This is a genomic window from Pseudomonas sp. SDO52101_S400 (assembly GCF_054071635.1).
On the sequence record NZ_JBSVWF010000016.1, the window covers coordinates 1 to 22,775 of the forward strand.

Genomic DNA, 22,775 nt, shown 5'->3' on the forward strand with positions numbered 1-22,775 from the left:
GGATCAAGTGTGGGAGCGGGCTTGCTCGCGAAAGGGCTGTCATGGGCGATAAAGATGCGCATGCCCTGCGCGATACAGCGACGACTCGCTGAAGTGATCGCTGCCCAGCACCCGTCCGACCAGAATCAGCGCCGTACGCCGGAAACCTTTGGCGGCCACCTTCGCGGCGATATCGTCCAGCGTCCCCACTACCCAGTCCTGATCCGGCCACGTCGCCCGGTGAATCACCGCGATCGGGCAATCTGCGCCGTAATGCGGCAGCAGTTCGGCGAGGATCTTCTCCAGATGATTGACCCCCAGATGAATCGCCATGGTCGCCCCGTGTTGCGCCAGGCTGCCCAGTTCCTCCCCGGCGGGCATTGCGGTCTTGTCCGCGTATCGCGTCAGGATCACGCTTTGCGAGATGTCCGGCAGCGTGAGCTCGGCGCCCAATAGAGCAGCGCAGGCAGCGGTGGCGGTGACGCCGGGGATGATCTCGAACGGGATGTCCAGCTCGCGCAGATAACGGATCTGCTCGCCGATGGCGCCATACAGGCTCGGATCGCCCGAATGCACGCGCGCTACATCCTGGCCCTTGGCGTGGGCGGTCTTGATCAGGTCGATGATTTGTTCCAGATGCAGTTCGGCGCTGTTGGCCACGGTTTCGGCGCAATGACCTTCCAGTACCGCCGCCGGTACCAGCGAGCCTGCATAGATGATCACCGGGCAGCTGCGAATCAGTCGCTGGCCTTTTACAGTGATCAGTTCCGGGTCGCCGGGGCCGGCGCCGATGAAGTAGACGGTCATCGTTGAGTCCTGTGAAAAACAAGGGCAGGTCGGTGCTTCACAAGCTCTTCAGATGAAGAACGCTCATGATCGAAAGCGGGAATTATCGGGATTTTACGCCGCGCCGGCCAATGCCAGTGTTGCCTGAGCGTACTTTTGCCGGGAAATCAGCAGTTTTGCCGGGGCCTGAATCAACTGTTCGGCGAGCGCCAGTGCGGCACTTTCCGCCACGCCGTAGCAGCCGGTGCGTTCGAAGGCGATTTGCGAATGGTGGCTGAGTCGTTGCTGGTAACTGGCCAGTTCTTCACTACTGAAGTACAGCAAGGGCAGCGCCAGTTGTGCCGCCAGTTCTTGCAGGCCGGGTTCGTCGCGTTTGAGGTCGATACTGGCCAGGGCCTTGACGGTTTCCAGTTCAATGCGATGAGCCTGCAGGGCCTGGTCGAGCAGCGCGCGCAGCGTACTGGCCGGGCAGCCGCGCTGGCAGCCCAGGCCGACCACGAAGGTCGGCGCTGCGCTGTCATCGGTCATGCGTGGTATTGACCATCGCTTTTGCGGCGGAACAACCAGGCGCTGATCAGGCCCAGGGCCAGCCAGAACGCTACGTTGGTCAGCTGCGAAGCGATTTTGAACTGAGCTTCCAGTGCTTCCGGAGCGAGCATCGAGTGCACTTCCGGTTGCGGGGCGCCAATCACGTGCGGCACAGCGAGGATCGCCACGCCGAGGATCTTCAGCAGCCAGTTGCCACCGAACGCGATCAACGCCAGGCCGACAGCGGTCGAAGCGGCGGTGCCGATCCACCACATCTGCCGCGACGCCAGGTCCGCGGCGGCGGTGCCCGGCAGTTCAGGCGGCAAGCCCAGTGTCGGCGCGAGGACGAAAGTCGCATAACCGGCCAGCCCCCAGAGCAGGCCTTGCGAGGTCTTGGTCGGTGCACGCAGGGTGTAGAGGCCGGCCAGCATCAAGGCGAAACCCACGGCAACCACCAGATTGCCGCCGGTGGTGGACACCACGCGCTGCCAGCCGTTTTCCGGCTCCCAGGCTTCGGCATCGTGGGTGTGGGCGGCGGTGCCGGCGGCGTGCTCGTGGACTTCGGCGACTGGCTCGGCTTTCTCGAAGGTTTCAGCCTGAAGAATCAGCGGCGAAACCCAGAAGCTTTGCAGCAAGGTCAGGAACAGGGCGGCCAGAAGGCCGGTGAAACCTGCGGTCTGCGCTATACGCTTGATCATGTCGTCAGGTCTCAGTGGCACGGGAACGCGGCGCTGTGGCGGGTATCGTGCGCGGCGTTGTGAACCGCTTCGATGTGCGAGAAACCGGCGAAATAGACCAGGCTTGCACCCAGGATCGATGCGAAGATCGCAGCGGTCAGACGTTGGCTCAGGGTGGTGGTGCTGGAGATTTTGTCCGTGTTGCTGCCGGTGCTGCTGATGATCGACATGGCGCTTCCCTCTGGAGTGTCAGCGGGTGAATGGAGCGCATGAAAACCCCTGCGGGTCGGGCGCGCAGAGGTTAGAACAGCGCCCGCCCACCGCGGGTTTGTTATGTTCAGTGACGCAAGGTGCGCACTGTGTGTTGCGGGCCGGTCTCCGGGCTCACGAGGGGTGGCTGTCTGCCGACCTGCAAGCGTCACCTTCCCATGCCGGGGCACAGTGGATCTGACGCTTCGCTCGCTTACCGTTGCGGGGGCAGCACCGGACTGACATGGCTTTAGAGTAAAGCACATGATTCACCGGTTTCCCGTTTCACCCTGTGAAGGGCACCCGTAACAAGTTGTGTAGGAGACCATGAGGGGGGGATTTGAGTCAATTGGGATTGGGGGCAGATCCGTTGCTGCGGTTATGGCTGCTTAGGGTTCCGCCCTTACGGCGGGTCACTTTTTCCAAACGCCGAAAAAGTAACCAAAAAGGCTTTACCCTGACGTACGGCCCTCGCTGTGGCTCGGGTTCCTTCGCTCCGGGATTGATCCGGGGGCATCGCCTACGGTTTGCTTCGCTGCACCTCCTCTCGATGCATGCGGCTGCGCCGCACGGTCGCTGCGCTCCCACCCCCGGATCAATCCCTCCACTCAGCCTGCCGACGGGCCTTGAGATCAAAAGCTTTACTCGAGCTAACGCTCATCGTGTTGAGTGGGGAGGAGCGGGGCGTGTTCGGCTTTGGTTTTGTGGTGGGTTTACCCCTCACCCCCAGCCCTCTCCCCAAGGAGAGGGAGCCGATTGGTGTGCTTTTCAAAGCCTGAGTTCAACACGGTATCGCACGTCGGCGTATCTCTCCCAAACAACTCGGTCAGTCCCCTCTCCCTCTGGGAGAGGGCTAGGGTGAGGGGCTCTTGATGGGGCTTTTGATTTTTTGCTCCTTCGGCAGGCCGAGCGGAGGTGTCCATCAGGGGGTAGGCGCGCAGCGCCGTGCGGCGAAGCCGCATACATCGAGAGGAGGTGCAGCGAAGCAAACCGTAGGCGATGCCCCCTGATGGACACCGTAGCGAGGGAACACTGAGCCTCAGCGAAGTGCCGTACGCCGGGGCAAAAGCCTTTTGCTTACTTTTCGGCGTTTGGAAAAGTGAGTCGCTGTAAGAGCGAAACCGCCAGCGGCAGCACCCGAAGCAACGGATATGCTCTCGTTCCCAAACTCCACGAACCATTGACCCATCCCCACACCCTGCGTAGCCTTGCGCTTTCGAGGTTCTTCGGCCCACGCCGAAGCTAAGAAGGGAACGCGGTCCAAGCCGCGGCTGCCCCCGCAACTGTGAACGGTGCTGTTCGCTGCCACGCCACTGCCAACTCAATCCAGAGCCAGCGGGAAGGCGCAGCGAATACCGGGCCAAGGCCCGAACACCGTCAGCCAGGAGACCTGCCTCGTCACAGATTCTCACTTTCAACCGGGCGGGGTGATCCGGTGGCGAACTCTCCAGGCACGCACCCGTGTTGCCGGTCTCGTCCCGTATGCCCGCCACCTTGCCAAAGGGCATCCGATGAAAACACTGGCCAAACTTCCTGTCACCATCGTCACCGGTTTCCTCGGCTCGGGTAAAACCACCTTGCTGCGGCACATGCTCGACAACGCTCAGGGCCGTCGTATCGCGGTGATCGTCAACGAGTTTGGCGAGCTGGGCATCGACGGTGAAATCCTCAAGCAGTGCACCATCGGCTGCACCGAAGAAGAAGCCACTGGCCGCGTCTACGAACTGGCCAACGGCTGCCTGTGCTGCACCGTTCAGGAAGAGTTCTTCCCGGTGATGCGCGAACTGGTGGCCCGTCGCGGTGACCTCGACCACATCCTGATCGAAACCTCGGGTCTGGCCCTGCCAAAACCGCTGGTTCAAGCCTTCCAGTGGCCGGAAATTCGCAGCGCCTGCACCGTTGACGCGGTCATCACCGTGGTCGACAGCCCGGCCGTGGCCGCCGGCACTTTCGCCGCGTTCCCGGATCAGGTCGACGCCCAGCGCAAACTCGACCCGAACCTGGACCACGAATCGCCACTGCACGAACTGTTCGCCGACCAACTGGCCAGCGCCGACCTGGTGATCCTCAACAAGGCCGATCAGACCAGCCTTGAAGATCTCGCTCGCGTACGCCTGGAAGTCGCTGAAGAGCTGCCGCCAGCGGTGAAGATCATCGAAGCCAGCAACGGTCGCCTGCCGCTGGACGTGCTGATCGGTCTCGGTGCCGGCTCCGAAGAACACATCGACAGCCGCCACAGCCATCACGATCACCACCACGGTGAAGGCGATGACGATCATGACGACCACGATCACGATGCTTTCGACTCAATCTCCATCGAACTGCCACAGGCCGACGAAAGCCTGCTGCTCGACGCACTGACGCAACTGGTGGTCCAGCACGGCATTCTGCGGGTCAAAGGCTTCGCGGCGATCCCGAACAAGCCGATGCGCCTGCTGATCCAGGGCGTGGGTACGCGTTTCGACAAGCACTTCGACCGTCAGTGGGGTGCCGATGAGGCACGCGTGACGCGCCTGGTGTTGATCGGCCAGGAACTGGACGCGGCCAAGCTCGAAGCGCAACTGCGCGCCGCGCTCAGCGTTTAAGCCATGCATCTGCTCAGGACCCAGCCCGGCGGTTTCGTGTCGGATGACAACATTGCCGACCTTGGACAAACCCCCGCCGAGCTGGTGATCCTGTGCAGCGGCGACTCCAGCCTCGCGCTGCTCGCCGAGGCGGCTCAGCAGTTGCCCGAGGATTACCCGAGCGTGCGGCTGGCCAACCCGATGCAGGTGCAGAACCATGCGTCGGTCGACCTGTACGTCGATGAAGTGCTGCGTCATGCCAAGGTCATTCTGATTTCGCTGCACGGAGGCATCGCTTATTGGCGTTATGGCGTCGAGCGGCTGGTCGAGTTGTCCGAGCGTGGCGTGCAGGTGATTCTGGTGCCGGGCGATGATCGTCCCGACCCGGAACTCAGCGACTTGAGCACCGTTGTCGCCGAGGATCGTGACCGGCTCTGGCAGTTTTTGCGTCAGGGCGGCATGGGCAACGCGCTGGATTTCTTCCGCTGTCTGGCCAATCGCTGGCTGGCGCGGGATTACGTGTGGGGCGAGCCGCAAACGCTGCCGCGCACGGCGATTTACCACCCGAATAAAAACACCGCCGCACTGAGTGACTGGCAAGCCGATTGGCTGGCCGGTCAACCGGTGGCGGCGGTGCTGTTTTATCGCTCGCATTTGCAAGCGGCCAACACGGCGTTTATCGACGTGTTCTGCCAACGGTTGCAGGCTGCAGGACTCAATCCGCTGCCGGTCGCCGTGGCCAGTCTGAAAGAGCCCGGCTGTCTGTCGGTGGTCGAGGACTGGTTGGATGAGGTCGAGGCCTCGGTGATTTTGAACACCACCGGTTTTGCTCAATCCAGTCCGGAAGCGCCGCATCTGCGGCCATTCCGTCGCAACATTCCAGTGATCCAGGCGATCTGCGCCCAGGACAACGAACCCGGCTGGCGCGAGAGCGAGCAGGGCCTCGGCCCTCGGGATCTGGCGATGCACATTGCGCTGCCGGAGCTGGACGGTCGGATCATCAGCCGGCCGATCAGCTTCAAGGATCTGGCCTGGCGCAGCGAGCGCAGTCAGTCCGATGTCGTGTGTTATCGGGCGCAGCCTGAGCGCATGGATTTCGTCGCCGAACTGGCGCGGCGCTGGGTTGATCTGGCGCGGGTGCCGAACGCTGAAAAGCGTATCGCCCTGATCCTCGCCAACTACCCGACCCGGGACGGGCGCATCGGCAACGGCGTCGGCCTCGACACACCGGCCGCTGCGCTGAATATCCTGCGGGCGTTGCAGGCCGAGGGTTATCCGTTGCCGGCCGAACTGCCGGGCAGCGGCACCGAACTGATCCGGCAACTGCTCGGTGGGGTCAGCAACGACCTCGACACCCTCGATCAGCGCCCGTGCCAGCAAAGCCTGGCGATGAACGATTACCTTGCGATGTTCAACGCACTGCCCGAAGCCAATCGCGCGGCGGTGCTGGATCGCTGGGGTTCGCCGCAAAATGATCCGATGTGCCGAGACGGGCGAATGATGATCGCCGGCCTGCGGTTTGGCCTGACCTTTGTCGGTATTCAGCCGGCGCGGGGATATCAGGTTGATCCGAGCGCGGTGTATCACGACCCGGATCTGGTACCGCCGCACGCGTACCTCGCGTTCTATTTCTGGCTGCGCCAGACCTACGGCGCCCACGGCGTGATCCACGTCGGCAAGCACGGCAACCTCGAATGGCTGCCCGGCAAAGGTGTGGGCCTGTCGGAGAACTGCTGGCCGGATGCACTGCTCGGACCGCTGCCGAACATCTACCCGTTCATCGTCAACGATCCGGGCGAGGGCGCACAGGCCAAGCGCCGCACTCAGGCGGTGATCATCGACCACTTGATGCCGCCGCTGACCCGCGCCGAAACCTACGGTCCGCTGCGCAATCTGGAGCTGTTGGCCGACGAATATTACGAAGCGCAATTGCTCGATCCGCGCCGCGCCCGGGAGTTGCAGCGCGACATTCTGCAACTGGTGCGTGACACGCAGATCGATCGCGAACTGCAACTCGATGCCGCGCTCGACAGCGATGCCGACGCGGCGATCTGGCTACCGCGTCTGGACACTTATCTGTGTGATCTGAAGGAATCGCAGATTCGCGATGGCTTGCACATTTTCGGTGAGTCTCCAACGGGACGGCTGCGCATCGACACCTTGCTGGCGCTGCTGCGCATTCCTCGTGGCGATGGCAAAGGCGCGCAGTCGAGTCTGTTGCGGGCGTTGGCCAAGGCGTTTCAACTGGGTTTCGATCCGCTGGATTGCGCACTGGCTGATCCCTGGACGGGCCCGCGTCCAATGGAACTGCTGTCGGTCAGCGATGAAGTCTGGCGTACGGCGGGGGATACCCGAGAGCGTCTTGAACTGTTCGCCACCCAACTGATCTCTCAGTCACTGCCATCCCCCTGTGGGAGCGAGCCGCGCTGGGTTCAAGTCGGTGCAATCCTCGACAACTTGCGCGAAGTGATCGCCCCGCGTCTGGACGCCTGCGGCCCGGCCGAAATGCGCGGCCTGCTCGATGCCCTGAGCGGGCGCTTCGTTCCGGCCGGCCCAAGCGGCGCACCGAGTCGCGGCCGTCTCGACGTGCTGCCCACCGGGCGCAATTTCTATTCGGTGGACGTGCGCAACCTGCCGACCACCACCGCATGGCGGATTGGTTTCCAGTCGGCCACTCTGATTCTTGAGCGGCACTTGCAGGATCATGGCGACCATCTACGCCAGCTCGGTTTGTCGGTCTGGGGCACGGCGACCATGCGCACCGGCGGTGACGACATCGCCCAGGCCATGGCGCTGATGGGCGTGCGTCCGGTATGGGCGACGGGCAGTCAGCGCGTCGATGATTTCGAGATTCTGCCGCTGAGCCTGCTCGACCGGCCTCGGGTCGATGTCACGCTGCGAGTCTCCGGTTTTTTCCGTGATGCGTTCGCCAACCTGATTCGTCTGTTCGACGCCGCCGTACAAGTCGTGGCCGAGCTGGACGAGCCGGACGACCTCAATCCGCTGGCCGCCAAGGTGCGCGCCGAACGCGAGGCACTGCGGCAATCAGGCCTGGATGACGAGGCAGCGCGGCGTCAGGCCGGCTGGCGGATCTTCGGTGCCAAACCCGGCGCTTATGGCGCGGGCGTGCAGGGCGCCATCGACGGTCGCCTGTGGCAAAGCCGTGAGGATCTGGCCGAGGTCTACCTCAACTGGGGTGCCTACGCCTATGGCGGTTCCGATGAAGGCACCGCCGCTCGCGAGCAGTTCGTCCAGCGCCTGAGTCAGGTTCAGGCCGTGCTGCAAAACCAGGATAACCGCGAGCATGACTTGCTCGATTCCAACGATTACTACCAGTTCCAGGGCGGCATGCTCGCTGCTGTCGAAACCCTGCGCGGTGAAGCGGCGGCCAGTTATCACGGCGATCACAGCCAGCCGGATCTACCGAAAATCCGCACCCTGAAAGAAGAGCTGAACCGGGTGATCCGTTCCAGGGCGGCAAATCCGAAATGGATCGACGGCGTCAAACGCCACGGCTATAAAGGCGCGTTCGAACTGGCGGCGACGGTCGATAACCTGTTTGCCTTCGACGCCACCACGCAACTGATCGACGATCACCAGTACGCGTTGCTGGCCGATGCGTATCTGCTGGACCCGGCGACCCGCGACTTCGTGCGCGAGCATAATCCTCATGCGTTGCGCGACATGACCGAGCGAATGCTCGAAGCGCAGCAGCGCGGAATGTGGCAGGAACCCGGTGCTTATAAAGAAGCCCTCGAAAACCTGTTGCTGGATATAGAAGAAGAGAGCTGAACATGATCGATACCCCACATTTCCCGCTCTCCGCTGTGGTCGGCGCCGACGATCTGAAACTGGCGCTGTACCTGACCGCCATCGACCCGAAAATCGGCGGCGTGTTGATCGAAGGCCCACGCGGCATGGCCAAGTCGACACTGGCCCGGGGCCTGGCGGATCTGTTGGCCAGCGGTCAGTTCGTCACCTTGCCGTTGGGCGCCACCGAAGAGCGGCTGGTCGGCACGCTGGATCTGGATGCGGCATTGAGCGACGGCCGCGCGCAGTTTTCGCCCGGCGTATTGGCCAAGGCTGATGGCGGCGTGTTGTATGTCGATGAAGTGAATCTGCTGCCCGATCATCTGGTGGACCTGCTGCTCGATGTGGCGGCCAGCGGCACCAACCTGATCGAACGTGACGGTATTTCCCATCGGCATTCGGCGAAGTTCGTATTGATCGGCACGATGAATCCGGAAGAGGGCGAATTGCGTCCGCAGCTGCTCGATCGCTTTGGTCTGAATGTCGCCCTGAACGGTCACACGGCGCCGGTTGAACGCGGGCAGATCATTCGCCGACGCCTGGATTTCGACAGCGATCCGCAGGCTTTCTGCGGACAGTGGGAAGCCGAGCAACAAGCCTTGCGCGAGCGCTGTGAAAACGCTCGCAATGCCTTGGTGAACATTCCTCTCGACGATCAAGCGCTGGCGCAGATTACCGAGCGTTGCTTTGCGGCCGGTGTCGATGGCCTGCGAGCCGATCTGGTCTGGTTGCGTGCTGCGCGGGCCCATGCGGCGTGGCGCGGCGCCGAGGCCATCGCCGGGCAGGACATCGATGCCGTGGCTGAATTTGCCTTGCGTCATCGCCGCCGCGAACAGTCCTCATCCAGTGCGCAGCCTCCAGCGCAATCGCCGTCCGGCACTCAGGCCGAGCCCAGTGAGGGGCAGGGGCAGTGGGGCGAAATGCCGGCGCCGGCACTCGCCACCGGTGCCCGCCGCGAAGTCCCGAGCTGGCCAAAAAAGCCCTAGGCATTCGCCCCCGATCCGACGCGGGGGCGAATGCCAGACCCCGCGCCGGACGCCTCGATAACGGTCGCCAGGGCAAACGTCACGCCGCTCGCAGTGGCTCGGTGAATTGGCCGGGAACATTGCTCAATGGCCGACCGAAAGTGCGCGCGGATCTGCTGTTCCAACTGCGCACCCGCACACCCCATGAGCTGTGGCTGGTGATCGTCGACGCCTCGGCCTCGACCCGTCGCCATCAAGCGTTGAGCGATGCCAAAGGTGTGCTCGCACAATTGTTCGACGACGCTTATCGGCAACGGTCGCGACTCGCCTTGCTGACTGCCAGCGGCGCGGTGCCGAAATGGCAGGTGCAGGGTTTGAAAGCGTCCAGCGGATTGCGAGCGTGGCTTGATGAGTTGGGCGCGGGTGGTGGCACGCCGTTACTGGCGGCGCTGACTGAGGCCGAACACTGGCTGACTGTGCGTCGCAAGCGATTCCCCGCCGAACAGCAGCGCTTGCTGGTACTCACTGATGGGCGCTTGAAAGAATGGTCGGGGTTGCCGGTGCTGGCCTGTCCGGGTCTGTTGATCGATATCGAGCGGGGACCGATCCGATTGGGCCGGGCCAAACAGTTGGCGACTGCACTGGAAGCCGATTACCGACATATCGACGACCTGTTGTCTGTCTGAGGGCTATGCTGCATCCAGCCCATCTCACAAGGAGTGAATCATGCGCGTACTGGTTGCCAACCCTCAGGACGATTTTCGCGTAAAGGCTTACGCCGGCACCAACGGCGTTCTGCTGGCGATGGATCTTGCCGAACCCCGCCGCAAAGGCCTGTTGGGGTTTGCCATCGAGAAACAGCAGGGTGACAAACCCTGGCAATTCCTGTTCAACAGCCTGACCTTTCCCGGCAAGGCTCACACTTTCCCTCAGTTTCACGCCACGCCGAGCGACATTGCACCCTTGCAGAAATTTCGCTGGGCCGATTACGCGGTCAATCCCGGGACGACCCTGCATTACCGCGTGCACCTGGCCTACGGCACTGCCGACGCGCCGGCGCTCGGGGAGTCGCTGGAACTGAGCATTACCTCGGATGACGGACACCCGACCAACCAGAGCGTGATCTTCAACCGCGCCGTGGCTGCCAGTCAGGCGTTCCAGCGCAAGTTTCCCGATCTCGACGCACAGATCAGCGCCAACAAAAACATGCCGATCGAAGCCTGGCCAGACGCTGCTCGGCAATGGCTGGAAAACGGCCTGCTCGGACGTTTGCAGGGCTTTATCGAGCGAGCCGTCGACGGGCAATGGGCGCTGGACATCGCGATTTACGAGTATCAATTGCAAGCGATCATCGACACGGTGAACGCCGCCTTCGATCGCGGCGTACAGGTGCGGGTGCTGTATCACGCCAAGCCCGGTGACGAAGACACCACGATGAACGAGGCCAGCCTCGCCAAATTGCCGGAAGCCAACAAGCGCGGCCGGGTGACCCACGATATTTTCCATGACAAGTTCATCGTCCTAAGTCGCATCGCTGGCGGCGAGCGGCAGCCCCAGGCCGTGCTGTGCGGCAGCACCAACTTCACCGCCAACGGCGTGTATCGCCAGGCCAACGTGGTCCATGTGCTGGACGACACGGTCATCGCAGCCAGCTACCTGCAGACGTTCGAGCAGGTCTGGGCGACGCCGGCGGATGTCGGCGCCACCCGCGACTGGATCACCCAGCACAACCCGATGAACCCGGCACAACCGCTGTTTGCCGGGTTTTCACCGCGCAGTGGTGGTGCCGATCTGCGCGAGTTCGTCGACATCATCAACGCGGCGAAGAAGGACGTACTGTTCGTCACGGCGTTCACCTTACCTGACGCGATTCTCAACGCGCTGCTCGGACAGCCCCACGACGACATCCTGCGTTACGGCCTGCAGAACACCGTGAGTCGAATCACCGGATTTCACGCCGACCGCACGGCCGAGTTCGCCGCTACTGCGCTGCTCAACACCGGGCTGGAAGGCTGGCTGAAGGAGAACATGAAAGGCCAGAAGGGCAACCTGCTGGTACACACCAAAGCCATCGTCACCGACTTCACCAGTGACAACCCGACCATCATCAGCGGCAGCCACAATCTCAGTGCAGCGGCCAGCAACGGCAACGACGAGAACTTCCTGATCATTCGCGGCGACACCGAACTGGCGGACCGCTATGGCCTGGAACTGCTGCGCTTCTACGAGCATTACCGCTTCCGCTATTTCGCGAAAAAACTGGCGCTGAAGCAGGTGCAGCCGTTGGCGGCGGATGACAGCTGGACGAACGACTATTACGTCGAAGGGGATTTGCGCCAGCTGTCTCGTTTGCGGTTTGCCGGGCGCTAGCGCTTATACGTCCATCGCCTGGCGGTACTGCCGGGTGCGGCGACTGAGGTACAAGCGATCGCGGATCAGCGCCCAGAGTGCCGATACTTCGGGATGCGGCTGGCGACCCCGGCTCAGGCGTGCCATCTGGAAACGCACCACCGCCATGTTCGCCAGCGCGGCCAGCGGTTTGCGTTTCCAGCGGATCGGCGGCAGTTGCGGCTCGCTGTGGCGGCCTTCGCGCCAGTGTTTGACCAGGCTCGGCTCGATGGCCAGCGCGGTGGCGATACCGGCCATGTCGATGCCGCTGTCGAGTACCTGTTCGACGATGGGCAGGCGCCGGATGCCGCCGGTGACCATCACCGGCATGCGGGCCACGCTGGCCAGTTCGCTGGCCATTTCCAGAAAAAATGCCTCACGGGCCAGGGTGCGTCCGTCGCGGGCTTCACCTTGCATCGCTGGCGCTTCGTAGCTGCCACCGGACAGCTCGAGCAGGTCGATTGGCTGTTCGTTGAGCCATTCGATCACCTGACGGGCATCGTCTGTGTCGAAACCGCCGCGCTGGAAATCCGCGGAATTGAGCTTCACCGCCACGCAGAACTGTGGTGAAACGGCCTGACGCACAGCTTCGATCACCGACAGCAACAGGCGTGCACGGTTTTCCAGCGAACCACCCCAGCGGTCGGTACGGCGATTGGTAAGCGGTGAGAGAAACTGGCTGAGCAGATAGCCGTGGGCGGCGTGGATCTGTATGCCGGTGAATCCGGTTTTCTCGGCGAGCGCCGCGCTTTTTGCGAAACGTTGAATGACATCCTCGATGTCGTCCTCGGTCATCGGTTTGGGCTCGGCGAACAGTTTCGAGAACGAACCCATTTCCAGCGCCACTGCCGACGGCGCCAGCGCTTGCTGGCCCATATTGGCGAAGGTCTGACGGCCGGGGTGATTGAGCTGCACCCAGACCTGCGCACCGCCACTGCGGGCGATTTCGGCCCATTGGCGGAAGCGGTCCAGATGCCGTTCGTCTTCCAGCACCACGCCGCCCGGGCCGGTCATGGCGCGGCGGTCGATCATCACGTTGCCGGTCAGCAGCAGCCCGGCACCGCCGTCGGCCCAGGCTTGATACAAGCGGAACAATTCGCGGGACGGTGCCTGGTCACGATCCGCGAGGTTTTCTTCCATGGCGGCTTTGGCGATACGGTTGCTGACGGTCTGGCCGTTGGGCAGATTCAAAATCTGGAAGGGCGACATTGCTTGACTCCTCATCAGTGATGGGGAGAGGCTAAGTTTAAAGTTAACTTTAATGTCAAGCGGGCAATTCGAGGCTGAAATGAAAATTGGTGAATTGGCGCAACAGAGCGGGCTGAGTGCTTCGAGCATTCGTTTTTACGAGGCTCAGGGTCTGATTCCAAAAGTGGAACGGCTGGGCAATGGTTATCGACGTTACCCGCCACAAGTGCTGCAAACCCTGAATATCATTCGCTGTGCCCAGCAGGCCGGGTTTTCCCTTGAAGAGCTCAAGCAATTGCTGCCGGCCGCCGGGACCGGTGAGTTCAAGCACGACGAGTTGGTGGAAGGCCTGACGCGCAAGGTCGAGCAGATCGAAGTCATGCAACAGCATTTGGCCCAGAGCAAGGCGCGACTGCTGGAGGTGATCGACAGCATTCAATCGAAGCCCGAGGGCATGAGTTGCGGTGCGAATGCCGAACGGGTTTTGTCGACGCTTTACCCGTAGAGGTCCGGTCAGGTCTGCGGCGTACAGATTTTGAAATGATTTCCAGCTGTAGGAAAAGTCATCTGAGCCTGTACGCTTCAAGACCTTTTTTCATTCAGGATTTGCATGAACACCCTCTTGGAGCCTCCCGGTTCGACTCAAAGAACCACGTTCCCCTCGCGCCACGGCGCGGTCTTGACGCACTCGCAGCATCCAGTCTTTCGACACCCGACTATCGTTGATGGCGCAGCCTTCGAGCTTTCGCGCCGCACTTTGCCGTGTCCGGCAGCCTGAATTCACTGAAGAGAGATAGAGACAGATTATGGAATGGTTAGCGGATCCCACGGCATGGCTGGGCTTGTTGACACTGATCGTGCTGGAACTGGTGCTGGGTATCGACAATCTGGTGTTCATTGCGATCCTGGCAGACAAACTGCCTCCCCATCAGCGCGACCGTGCGCGAATCATCGGCTTGAGCCTGGCGCTGATCATGCGTTTGGGCCTGCTGGCGAGTATTTCCTGGCTGGTCACCCTTACGCAGCCGTTGTTCGAGGTGTTCGACAAGAGCTTCTCCGGTCGTGACCTGATCATGCTGTTCGGTGGTGTGTTCCTGTTGTTCAAGGCGACCATGGAGTTGCACGAACGGCTTGAGGGCCACGTCGGCGAGCGTTCGACCAACACCGCTTACGCGTTGTTCTGGCCAATCGTGGCGCAGATTGTCGTACTCGATGCGGTGTTCTCCCTGGACGCGGTGATTACCGCCGTGGGCATGGTCGATGAACTGGCGGTGATGATGATCGCGGTGGTCGTTTCCATTGGTGTCATGATCGTTGCCAGCAAGCCGCTGACCCGTTTCGTCAACGCGCACCCGACGGTAATCATGCTGTGTCTGGGCTTCCTGATGATGATCGGTTTCGCACTGACCGCCGAAGGTCTGGGTTTCCACATCCCGAAAGGCTATCTGTACGCGGCCATTGGTTTCTCGATCCTGATCGAAGTGTTCAACCAGATCGCCCGTGCCCGTCGCAAGCGCTCGATGCAGGGCTTGCGCCCGATGCGTGAGCGTACGGCCCACGCGGTGATGCGTTTGTTGGGTGGCCGCAAACTGGCGGTGGAAGAGGTGGGCGAGGAGATTTCCGACCTGCTGGACAATGGCGAGGCGCCGAGTGCGGAGCTGTTCGACCGTCGCGAACGGGTGATGATCAGCGGCGTGCTGCAATTGGCCGAGCGGCCGATTCGCGCGTTGATGACCGTGCGGGCCGATGTCGACCACATTGATCTGGCGGACGATGCTGAGGCGATTCGTACGCGACTGATGCATTCGTCCTACTCACGCCTGCCGCTGATCCGCAATGGTGCGGTGGACGAACCGCTGGGCTTCGTCCACAAGAAGGAACTGCTCAAGGAATATCTGGCTGGCAATGAGCCAAACCTTGAACACCTGGCTCGCAAGACACTGAACCTGCTCGACAGCTATTCGATCCTCAACGCATTGGAGCAAATGCGCGCTGCATCGACCCATATCGCGTTCGTTGTAAATGAGTTCGGTGATTTTGTCGGCGTGCTGACCATGACCGACATTCTTGAATCGATCGCCGGCGAGTTGCCGGATGCCAGCGAAATCGCCGGCCCGGACGTGGTCGAAGAGAAGGGTGGATTTGTGGTGAACGGTGCGTTGAACCTGACGCGCATCCGTCAGCGCACCGGTTTCATGGCCGAGCCGACCGAGGATTACCAGACCCTTGCCGGGTTGGTGATGAGCCTGCTTGATCGGTTGCCGATGAAGGGTGATCGCCTCGTGCATGCCGGCTGGGGCATGACCGTAATGGCGGTCGAAGAGCGACGTGTGACGCGAGTGCTGTTGGTGCGTGAGGCCTGACGGCCTCACTGATGGAAGGTGTACCGGTCTTTCCCGGTGTGCTTTGACTCGTACAACGCTTCATCAGCCTTGATCAGGGCCTGGTTGAGGGTGTCACCATCCTCGACCCGGGCCAGACCGATGCTGATGGTCACCGGATGCCGGGTGGGTTGCTCGCGCACCACCCGGCACAACTCGCTGGCCAGCGTCTCCACATCGTCGCGGCGTACGCCCGCCAGATAAATCGCAAACTCCTCGCCACCCAGTCGTGCGTACTCGAACGGTGCCATCACCGCTTTGATGTCCGCCGCGATCCGCTTGAGCACTTCATCGCCGATGTCGTGACCGTACACATCATTCACTTTCTTGAAGTTGTCGATGTCGATCATCGCCAGGTAATGGTCGTGCTCGCGGGGCAATGCTTGCAGGCTTTTTTCGGCGCGGGTCATGAACGAGCGGCGATTGGGGATTTCCGTCAGGGTGTCGTTGTAGGCCTGATCCAGCAACAGCTTGGACATGATGTAGTTGTAGAGCTTGGTCTCGCGCAGTTTGAGAAACGTGTAGATGGTCAGCGCACAGAGAAACACGCTGTAGCAGATGGTCATCACGCCTTTGAGTTCCAACAGACCGATACCGGTACCCATGAACGGGTTGAGTATCAGCCAGGTGATGGCCTGCGCACCGAAGAACGACCAGCGGCTGAGCGGCAACACGGACGCACTGTAGAGCGTGGTGGCGGCCGCGAGCACCAGCCAGATGCCATGAAACGTCGGCGGCAGGCCGTCGATCACCAGCCGGATGCCCAAAGTAATGACGAACACGAAGGTCAGGTTCAGCCAATCGAAGTGGCGGGCCTTGCGCGTGAACATCAGCACCACGGCGAGCACTGAAAACGTGGCGATGAAGATCATCGAACGCCAGGTAAAGCCCTGATTGCCCAGGAAGCTGATGATCAGGTTGAAGGCCAGCCAGATGCCCATGCTGGCCAGATAGATCAGCAGGCAGAACGAATGCAGCCGTTCGAACTCGTGCTGGATGAACTCGTCCCACAGCTCGGCGGGCGCGGTTCGCTTCAGGACTTCTTCCTCAATGGTTTTGTACATTGCTGCCCGGATGCTTGCGCTGGTTATCGAGAATTACCTGTCCCCACGGCCGATATCGCAGGGAAAACACGGCACTTTGATGACAGCCGGTCGAGGTTGCGTCCGGGGCTGCCGGTTCGGCGCGGAACGACTCACCCTCACGACTGACCTGGCGGAATGCTTCACGCACGATGCCGACGGAGCAGGGCAGTGCGCTGGCATATCCGTTGCGCACCAGCGGCGACAGGCGCCCGGTGCCAGCGCCGTCCTGCCACCAGACGTGCGCGCCGGCCGCCGTCAGATCCCCCAGCCATTGGCCGTTGACTGTCGGAGCAAGCTTGCCGGCGCTGAATGCACTGACATGCAGCGGCGCATCCAGTTTTGCCGCAAAGTCTTTCAACTGACGCTGGAGCGTTGCCCGTCGATCAGCCGCAAGAAAGTGCAAGTCATCCAGTTCGAGCGGCAGATACCAACCGCTGACCGGCAGTTTCCACTCCTGACGCAGCTTCTGCTGCTGGGCCAGCGATTGCCCCAGTTGCGCCTGCCAGTAGGCGCCGAGGCCGGCGCTGTCCAGTTCGTCGATGCGCTTGTAATACGCCGGGTCCATCGACAGCCCGAGCACCAGTTGCAGACCTTGTCGTTCGGCGAGTTTCAGGCTGTTGGCAAGCCAGCCATTGGCCCCGCCAAAGTCCGAGTCGCCGTACGCGGTCCATTGCACGATCACGGTTCGCGTGCCTTGTCTGGCGGTGTCCTGCCAGACTTTCTGCCATTGCGCCTGGGTCAGCCCGGCATCGACATTCAGTGGCTGATAGAACACCCGCTCATCGGCCCGTGCGAGTGTGGCGCCCATCAGCAGGCAGAAAAACAACATCCATCGAGCCATCAGAAATTCCACTCCACGCCCAGCAGCACACCATTGCCGCCTTCATACAGATTGCCGCCCAGCGACTGTTGATATTCGGTGCGTACCGTCAGTTTCGACCGGTAGGCGTTGTAGCGGTCTTCGTCGTACCACCATTGCCAGCGCAGACCGACACCAGTGCGCAGATCCTGGCGCCAGTCGTTGCTCGGGTCCTGGCTGGCAAATTCGAGGAAGCCGTAAGGCATGATCGTCTGGGCGCCACTGTTTGGCAGCTTCCAGGCATGCCCCTGCTGGAACCGTGACAGCCACTGGTGGTCGCCAGCCTTGGTCCACCAGGCGGCATCGAGGTAGAGGAAACGCTCATCCCAGTCATTTTCGTCGACGCGCCAGTCGTTACGGTACTTGCCCTGATCGAGGAACGAAGCCGTCGCGCGCAGCAGGTAGTCGGTGGTGGTGTGGCCGTCCTGGCGGTGATCGTTGACCTGATCCAGCAGTTTTTCCGGCACCAGCATCTGGCCAAGGCTCAGGCTGTGGTTGTCGTCATCATTGAACTGGCTCTGTTTGTAGATCTCGCCGTAGAAATTGATGTTTTGCGTGCCCCAAGGCTTGTAGCGCAGGCCGACACCTGCGGCGAGGGATTCGGCGTAACTGGAGCGACCCTGCCCGCCGAGCAGAACCCGGCCATACACCGACAGCGTGCTTCCGGCCCGGCTCGGTTCATCGCCGAGGGCGTGATCCCACATCGCCAGTTGTACGTTTTGCGAGTCGGCGCGGCGGTTCGAGCCTTTGCTCTCGTCCGGCCGCACGAAGTCATTGGTTGACACTCCGGCCGGAGACCAGGTGCTGGCAATCGTCCGGCTGTCACGGCGGGAGAGGGTTTCATGGGCGCGGCGCTGACGGTAGCGACGCGCTTCCATGCTGCCGTCCTCATCGTCGGCGGCCACCGGGTTTTGTTCCAGATCGATCACCCGACGCAGTTCCTTTCGGGCTGAGGCGCTGTTTTCCACTTCGTCATAACGCCAGGCCAGGGTTTCACCGAGTCGATAATCCTCGGGGAAATCACGGGTGGCCTGTTGCAGATAGGGGATTGCGGTGGCGCGTTCCTCGCGGGTTTCGGCACCGGCAAGACGCATGCCGTAATCGGCGCGATAACGCGGGTTGTTCGGGTCGCGGCGCACAGCCTCGGCCAGCCATGCGGTGCTTTGCGGCAAGTCCCCGGCCTTTTGCGCGGTGACGGATGCCGCGTAGAAATGCCCGGCGTCCGGTGCTTGTTGCAAGGCTTGACGCTGACGTTCAAGTGCCTGGGCATGATCGCCACGGGCGTCGGCGATTGCCGCACCGAGGGCCCATTCATTCGCACCACGGGTGATGCTTTGCTGCCAGTAACGTTCTGCTGTCTGGCTGTCACCGACATTCAGTGCGCTGCGGCTGGCGGTGAGGCGCGCGTTATCGCTCAGCTCCGCTGCAGGGAGGCTGCGCCAGATGGCCAGCGCGCCAGCCGAATCACCGGCAGCTTCCAGGGCGTAGGCCAATGGCAGACGACTGCTGCGGTCACCGAGTTTTTCCGCTTGCTGGTAATACACGACAGCTTCGCCCGGTCGGTCCGGCATCGCGCAACGACCCAGGGCTCGGTAATCGCCGGCAACTTGCGGGTGGTTGCCGATGGCGTGCTGAACGGCGTCGCACCGACCGTTTTCCGCGAGTTGCGCGAGCAACTGGCCACGGGTGGCGCCATCCACACGGGTAATCAGCAGTGCCATTCGTCGTTGCTGTTCCGGTGTCGTGGTTTTCGAAGCTGCATAAAGCCCGGCCAGTCGTTGGAGTGCAGTGGCCGGCAAGCGTCCCTGATGACGGTCGAACGCGGTTTCCAGCAACTGTTGCGCCTGTGCGCGATCGCCATTGTTTACCGCCAGATACGTGGCCTGATTCAGCGAATTCAGGTTGCCGGTCTGTCGGTAATGCAGCTCCCACAAGGTTTGCGCTTCGGTCATGCGGCCCATGCGTTGCGACAGCTCCGCCCGACGTTTGACGATCTCAGGGGTTTGCGTCTGGCCGGCGAGCCACGCGTCGACCTTGTCACTGCGCCCTTGATCCTGCCAGACATTCAACAGTTGCTCCTGGCGGCGGCTGTCCCAAGGCTGCGGCAGTCGGGTGGTCTGCAGCAGGTCGGTGGCTTGCAGACGTTGGGCCAGGATCAGCCAGGTTTGCGGGTCGTCCGCAGGCGTGCAGCCGCGAAATTGCTTGAGCGCTGCTTCCGGATCCTGACGTGACAGCCATTCCGCGGTTTCGAGGCAGGGACGTTGCAGATCGTTGCTCAAGCGCTGCACGGTCGGCACGTCTTCGGTCTTGCGTGCCAGCTCCCAGAGGCGCTGACGTTGCGCCGGATCGGCCAGATCGGCGTCCGGCAACGACTGAATCCAGCGTTGCGCCTGTTGCTCGTGGCCCATGGCGATGGCGCGGTCGACCATCGCCAGACGTATCTTGCGAGCGGCCTCGGGACTTGGTGCCTGTTGCAACAGTTGCTGCAGCGGTTTCTCGTCGAGGCGCTGGACATAGGCATTGGCCAGACGTTGCCAGCCGTCGGCGTCCAGCTGTTTACGGGCAGCGAGCGGCGCGAGTTGATCGATGGTGCCGCTCCAGTCGCGCAGTTGCTCCGACCAGTTGGCGCGGGCCAGACGCAGGATATTGTCGTCACCCTTGGGCGACAGTTGTGCCAGCCAGTCGCGGGCCTTGGCCGCGCCGCCGAACTTGGCGAGGCTCAGGCTGTAAGCCTGCCACAGGCGTACACGGTCGTTCAGGCTGCTGGTGGCCATCCAGCTTTCGACCCGAGTGCTGGTGGGCGGATCCTGTTCGATCCAGGTCAGGCGCAAGTCGAGGAGGGCGTCGCTGTTGTCCGGTAGGGCTTGCAGCGCGTCCTTGTAACGGCGTTGTTTGGCCAGTGACTCAACCAGCAGCGCCCGGGCCTCGTCGTTTTTCGGGACCTTTTCCAGCAAGTGGCGCATCAGGCGTTCGACTTCTTTCCAGTTGCCCTTTTTCGCTTCGCGATAGCTGCGGTCCATGTAGGGATAGCTACGGAACTGTTCGAAGTCACTCAGCGGCGCCGCCTCTAGCGGATACGCAGTGCTCAGGCCCAGCAACAGGCTGCCCATCAGCAAGGTATGACGATGCACAGGCTTCATGCGACCTCCCGGACAATGCGGTAGGCGGCTTGCTGTTCGCTGGCCTGATCGGCGAGGGCTTGTTCCAGAACTTCCTGGGTGATCATGCCCCGGGAAATCAGATGTTCCCCGAGTGACATGTTTTCGGCATCGAAATCGATCAACGCCTGATTGAACAGGGTAGGCGGCACCATACCGCGAACCTGCAAAAGATTGCCCAGCAACACCTGATGGCGGCTGACCCGCTCCAGCAAGGCTTCATCGTCCTGATGGCGCTCAAGCACTTCGAGCATATGACGCACTTCCTCATTCTGGCGGGGGCTGGCGTACCAGTAACGAATCCCCAGCGTAATGCGGCCCTGGGGTGCCAGACGGCTGCGCACCGGGCGTTTCAATTGGCGGCTGATCGCGCCGAGCGAGACCTGGCTGACCGGGCCTTCGGAGGCCAGAATCAGGGTGTCGCCTTCTTCTGCCACCGGCAGCACGCCGTAATGTGACGCGACCCGGCGCGGCACGGTATCGATCAGACGCTTGTCGAGTTTGAACGGGTTGAGCGGCGCCCACTCCAGGTCAAGCTGTTCGGCAAGGGTTTGTACGAGTTGCGTACTGTCGATGTATTCGCGCAAGAGCAATTCGCGCCCGAGGCGACGGCGCACGGGACTGGTGATCGCCGCTTCCAGTTGTTCTTCGGTGAGCAAGCCTTTTTCCACCAGCCGATGGCCGAGCGGGGTACGTTGCGCCTTGGTCAGCGCCGGGAATTCGTGGGTGGTCTTGTCCCAGGCCACGCGTCGCGAGTCGCCCATCTCCATCACCTGGCGCAGGGCGCGCAGGTTGGCGAAGAAGTTGACGAAGTTGCTCCACATCATGCGCGGTGCCGACAACAGGCCTTCGATCAGCCCGTAGTAGCGGGTGACAAACCAGCCACGCTGGAACAGACGGTTGAAAAGCATCAGACCGTTGAGCCACAGCAACACCGAGAGCAGCGAACTGTCGGCGAGGATCGAGGGATAGCGCCACGAATCCGGGGAAATCACCGTCACTGCCCACATCGCCAGCAGCACCAGGAACAGCAGGTTGACCAGAAAGCTCAACAGGTAGGCGATCAAGCCGCGACGGTCACGCCACAGGAAGTAATTGAGCAGACCCTTGCGGCTCCAGCCGAGGTTCTTGGTGCCCTGGAACACGATGCCGACGATCCACCGCGACTTCTGCCGGATCGCGTGTTGCAGGTCCCGGGGGAAGTGCTCACGTACGCAGATGACCTGGGAGAATTCGCGGTTCATCCCGAACACCCACGGTTGCTCCAGCGCCAGTTTCGGATCGCTGACCGAATAGCGGGCGAAGATACACTTCATGCCTTTCTGCTTGAGACGGAAGCCGATGTCGTAGTCCTCGGTAAGACTTTGCACATCGAAGGCAATGCCATCGCCGTCTTCCAGCAGGGCGCTGATGGCTTTTCGGCTGAAACAGGTGCCGACGCCGGCGCTCGGCACCTGGCCGGTGAGGGCTTCGCGGACGATGACGTCCTTGCCGTGGTTCTCGGCGAACTCATCGACGTAGTGCCCGGCGGTGAAGCCTTTCCACTCCGGCGCGTAGGGGTAGACCGGAATCTGGATCAGGTCCTTGTTTGGCAGCAGGTAGTTGTAGAGGCGCAACTCCATGGGCGAAATCACGTCTTCGGCATCGTGCAGGATGAAACCGGCGAACTGGATTTTTGCCTCGTTTTCAAAGCGCAGGATCGCATCGATGATGTTGTTCAGGCAGTCGGCCTTGCTGGTCGGGCCCGGCCGGGCGCACACCACTTTGTGCACATTGGGGTAGTGCTGACAGACCGCATCGACGTCGGCCTGGGTTTCGGCATCGTTGGGGTAGGTGCCGACGAAAATCTGATAGTTCTCATAGTCGATGGTCGAGGCAGCCAGCCGCGCCATCTCGCCGACCACGCCGACTTCGTTCCACGCCGGTACCATGATCGCCAGCGGCTTCTCGGGAATCGAATACAGGCGTTCCTCGTCAGCACGCTTGAATTTCTCGTAGATCCGCCAGCGCCGGATGAACTTGCGGCCCCAGTACACCAGATCGATGAACAGATCATCGAGACCGAGGATGAACATCAGCAGGGCGAGGATGATCGCCACATACTTCAGACCAAACAGCACATACGCAAAGAAATCGACCCAACCCAGGCTCATACCCC

Annotated in this window: 16 protein-coding genes and 2 riboswitches; of the genes, 7 read left to right on the forward strand and 9 right to left on the reverse strand. The window is 61.8% G+C overall.

The window, feature by feature from the left end:
* Positions 1 to 39: 39 nt before the first annotated feature.
* The 4 genes from cobM to ACW9HX_RS10265 form a co-directional block, all read right to left on the reverse strand.
* Positions 40 to 786 (reverse strand): precorrin-4 C(11)-methyltransferase, encoded by a 747-nt coding sequence (gene cobM, locus ACW9HX_RS10250; protein WP_457380504.1) that lies wholly within the window; start codon positions 784 to 786, stop codon positions 40 to 42.
* A 93-nt stretch (positions 787 to 879) separates the two neighbouring features.
* Positions 880 to 1,293: a cobalamin biosynthesis protein gene (locus ACW9HX_RS10255; RefSeq protein ID WP_248741822.1), complete on the reverse strand. Its 414-nt coding sequence runs from the start codon at positions 1,291 to 1,293 to the stop codon at positions 880 to 882.
* A complete protein-coding gene (locus ACW9HX_RS10260; RefSeq protein ID WP_457380505.1) occupies positions 1,290 to 1,991 on the reverse strand; it encodes a CbtA family protein in 702 nt (233 codons plus the stop codon). Before ACW9HX_RS10260 ends, ACW9HX_RS10255 begins: the two co-directional genes overlap by 4 nt.
* 11 nt (positions 1,992 to 2,002) lie before the next feature.
* Entirely contained in the window at positions 2,003 to 2,200 is a 198-nt protein-coding gene (locus ACW9HX_RS10265) for a CbtB domain-containing protein (protein WP_016983301.1), read from the reverse strand.
* Positions 2,201 to 2,322: 122 nt separating this feature from the next.
* Positions 2,323 to 2,541: riboswitch (cobalamin riboswitch) on the reverse strand.
* Positions 2,542 to 3,421: 880 nt separating this feature from the next.
* A riboswitch (cobalamin riboswitch) is annotated at positions 3,422 to 3,631 on the forward strand.
* 99 nt (positions 3,632 to 3,730) lie between these two features.
* On the opposite strand from ACW9HX_RS10265, the gene cobW reads away from it, so the two are divergent.
* Genes cobW through ACW9HX_RS10290 form a run of 5 tightly spaced genes read left to right on the forward strand, consistent with a single transcriptional unit; the run spans position 3,731 to position 11,928 of the window.
* Entirely contained in the window at positions 3,731 to 4,804 is a 1,074-nt protein-coding gene (gene cobW / locus ACW9HX_RS10270; RefSeq protein WP_457380506.1) for a cobalamin biosynthesis protein CobW, read from the forward strand.
* 3 nt (positions 4,805 to 4,807) lie between these two features.
* Positions 4,808 to 8,575 (forward strand): cobaltochelatase subunit CobN, encoded by a 3,768-nt coding sequence (cobN, locus tag ACW9HX_RS10275; protein ID WP_457380507.1) that lies wholly within the window; start codon positions 4,808 to 4,810, stop codon positions 8,573 to 8,575.
* A gap of 2 nt (positions 8,576 to 8,577) precedes the next feature.
* On the forward strand, positions 8,578 to 9,579 hold the full coding sequence (locus tag ACW9HX_RS10280) for an ATP-binding protein (RefSeq protein WP_457380508.1): 1,002 nt from the start codon (positions 8,578 to 8,580) through the stop codon (positions 9,577 to 9,579).
* On the forward strand, positions 9,561 to 10,244 hold the full coding sequence (locus ACW9HX_RS10285) for a vWA domain-containing protein (protein ID WP_457380578.1): 684 nt from the start codon (positions 9,561 to 9,563) through the stop codon (positions 10,242 to 10,244). The genes ACW9HX_RS10280 and ACW9HX_RS10285 overlap by 19 nt, the downstream gene beginning before the upstream one ends.
* A gap of 40 nt (positions 10,245 to 10,284) precedes the next feature.
* On the forward strand, positions 10,285 to 11,928 hold the full coding sequence (locus tag ACW9HX_RS10290; RefSeq protein ID WP_457380509.1) for a phospholipase D-like domain-containing protein: 1,644 nt from the start codon (positions 10,285 to 10,287) through the stop codon (positions 11,926 to 11,928).
* A 3-nt stretch (positions 11,929 to 11,931) separates the two neighbouring features.
* Here the strand turns inward: ACW9HX_RS10290 and ACW9HX_RS10295 are convergent, their stop codons facing one another.
* Positions 11,932 to 13,155, reverse strand: a complete 1,224-nt coding sequence (locus ACW9HX_RS10295) for an NADH:flavin oxidoreductase/NADH oxidase family protein (protein ID WP_457380510.1) — start codon at positions 13,153 to 13,155, stop codon at positions 11,932 to 11,934.
* 79 nt (positions 13,156 to 13,234) lie between these two features.
* Between ACW9HX_RS10295 and ACW9HX_RS10300 the strand changes: the two genes are divergently transcribed.
* Together ACW9HX_RS10300 and ACW9HX_RS10305 are read left to right on the forward strand one after the other, a co-directional pair.
* Positions 13,235 to 13,639 (forward strand): MerR family transcriptional regulator, encoded by a 405-nt coding sequence (locus ACW9HX_RS10300; protein WP_457380511.1) that lies wholly within the window; start codon positions 13,235 to 13,237, stop codon positions 13,637 to 13,639.
* 301 nt (positions 13,640 to 13,940) lie between these two features.
* Positions 13,941 to 15,497 carry a TerC family protein gene (locus ACW9HX_RS10305; protein ID WP_457380512.1) on the forward strand — a complete coding sequence of 519 codons (1,557 nt, stop codon included), beginning with the start codon at positions 13,941 to 13,943 and terminating at the stop codon, positions 15,495 to 15,497.
* Positions 15,498 to 15,502: 5 nt separating this feature from the next.
* On the opposite strand, the gene ACW9HX_RS10310 is transcribed toward ACW9HX_RS10305, so the two are convergent.
* Genes ACW9HX_RS10310 through nfrB form a run of 4 tightly spaced genes read right to left on the reverse strand, consistent with a single transcriptional unit; the run spans position 15,503 to position 22,770 of the window.
* Positions 15,503 to 16,579 (reverse strand): diguanylate cyclase domain-containing protein, encoded by a 1,077-nt coding sequence (locus ACW9HX_RS10310; RefSeq protein ID WP_457380513.1) that lies wholly within the window; start codon positions 16,577 to 16,579, stop codon positions 15,503 to 15,505.
* The gene (locus ACW9HX_RS10315; RefSeq protein ID WP_457380514.1) at positions 16,563 to 17,441 is read right to left on the reverse strand and encodes a DUF4434 family protein; all 879 of its coding nucleotides are present in this window, start codon (positions 17,439 to 17,441) and stop codon (positions 16,563 to 16,565) included. The genes ACW9HX_RS10310 and ACW9HX_RS10315 overlap by 17 nt, the downstream gene beginning before the upstream one ends.
* On the reverse strand, positions 17,441 to 20,599 hold the full coding sequence (locus tag ACW9HX_RS10320) for an NfrA family protein (RefSeq protein WP_457380515.1): 3,159 nt from the start codon (positions 20,597 to 20,599) through the stop codon (positions 17,441 to 17,443). Before ACW9HX_RS10320 ends, ACW9HX_RS10315 begins: the two co-directional genes overlap by 1 nt.
* Positions 20,596 to 22,770 carry a cyclic di-3',5'-guanylate-activated glycosyltransferase NfrB gene (nfrB, locus tag ACW9HX_RS10325; protein WP_457380516.1) on the reverse strand — a complete coding sequence of 725 codons (2,175 nt, stop codon included), beginning with the start codon at positions 22,768 to 22,770 and terminating at the stop codon, positions 20,596 to 20,598. The genes ACW9HX_RS10320 and nfrB overlap by 4 nt, the downstream gene beginning before the upstream one ends.
* Positions 22,771 to 22,775 lie beyond the last annotated feature (5 nt).

Bases quoted from the DNA above. Each gene is read 5' to 3' on its own strand.
- ACW9HX_RS10315 (WP_457380514.1), bottom strand. From the start codon at position 17,441: ATGGCTCGATGGATGTTGTTTTTCTGCCTGCTGATGGGCGCCACACTC.
- cobW (WP_457380506.1), top strand. From the start codon at position 3,731: ATGAAAACACTGGCCAAACTTCCTGTCACCATCGTCACCGGTTTCCTC.
- ACW9HX_RS10305 (WP_457380512.1), top strand. From the start codon at position 13,941: ATGGAATGGTTAGCGGATCCCACGGCATGGCTGGGCTTGTTGACACTG.
- ACW9HX_RS10255 (WP_248741822.1), bottom strand. From the start codon at position 1,293: ATGACCGATGACAGCGCAGCGCCGACCTTCGTGGTCGGCCTGGGCTGC.
- ACW9HX_RS10300 (WP_457380511.1), top strand. From the start codon at position 13,235: ATGAAAATTGGTGAATTGGCGCAACAGAGCGGGCTGAGTGCTTCGAGC.
- ACW9HX_RS10260 (WP_457380505.1), bottom strand. From the start codon at position 1,991: ATGATCAAGCGTATAGCGCAGACCGCAGGTTTCACCGGCCTTCTGGCC.
- ACW9HX_RS10320 (WP_457380515.1), bottom strand. From the start codon at position 20,599: ATGAAGCCTGTGCATCGTCATACCTTGCTGATGGGCAGCCTGTTGCTG.
- nfrB (WP_457380516.1), bottom strand. From the start codon at position 22,770: ATGAGCCTGGGTTGGGTCGATTTCTTTGCGTATGTGCTGTTTGGTCTG.
- ACW9HX_RS10290 (WP_457380509.1), top strand. From the start codon at position 10,285: ATGCGCGTACTGGTTGCCAACCCTCAGGACGATTTTCGCGTAAAGGCT.
- ACW9HX_RS10280 (WP_457380508.1), top strand. From the start codon at position 8,578: ATGATCGATACCCCACATTTCCCGCTCTCCGCTGTGGTCGGCGCCGAC.
- cobM (WP_457380504.1), bottom strand. From the start codon at position 786: ATGACCGTCTACTTCATCGGCGCCGGCCCCGGCGACCCGGAACTGATC.
- ACW9HX_RS10295 (WP_457380510.1), bottom strand. From the start codon at position 13,155: ATGTCGCCCTTCCAGATTTTGAATCTGCCCAACGGCCAGACCGTCAGC.
- ACW9HX_RS10265 (WP_016983301.1), bottom strand. From the start codon at position 2,200: ATGTCGATCATCAGCAGCACCGGCAGCAACACGGACAAAATCTCCAGC.
- ACW9HX_RS10310 (WP_457380513.1), bottom strand. From the start codon at position 16,579: ATGTACAAAACCATTGAGGAAGAAGTCCTGAAGCGAACCGCGCCCGCC.
- cobN (WP_457380507.1), top strand. From the start codon at position 4,808: ATGCATCTGCTCAGGACCCAGCCCGGCGGTTTCGTGTCGGATGACAAC.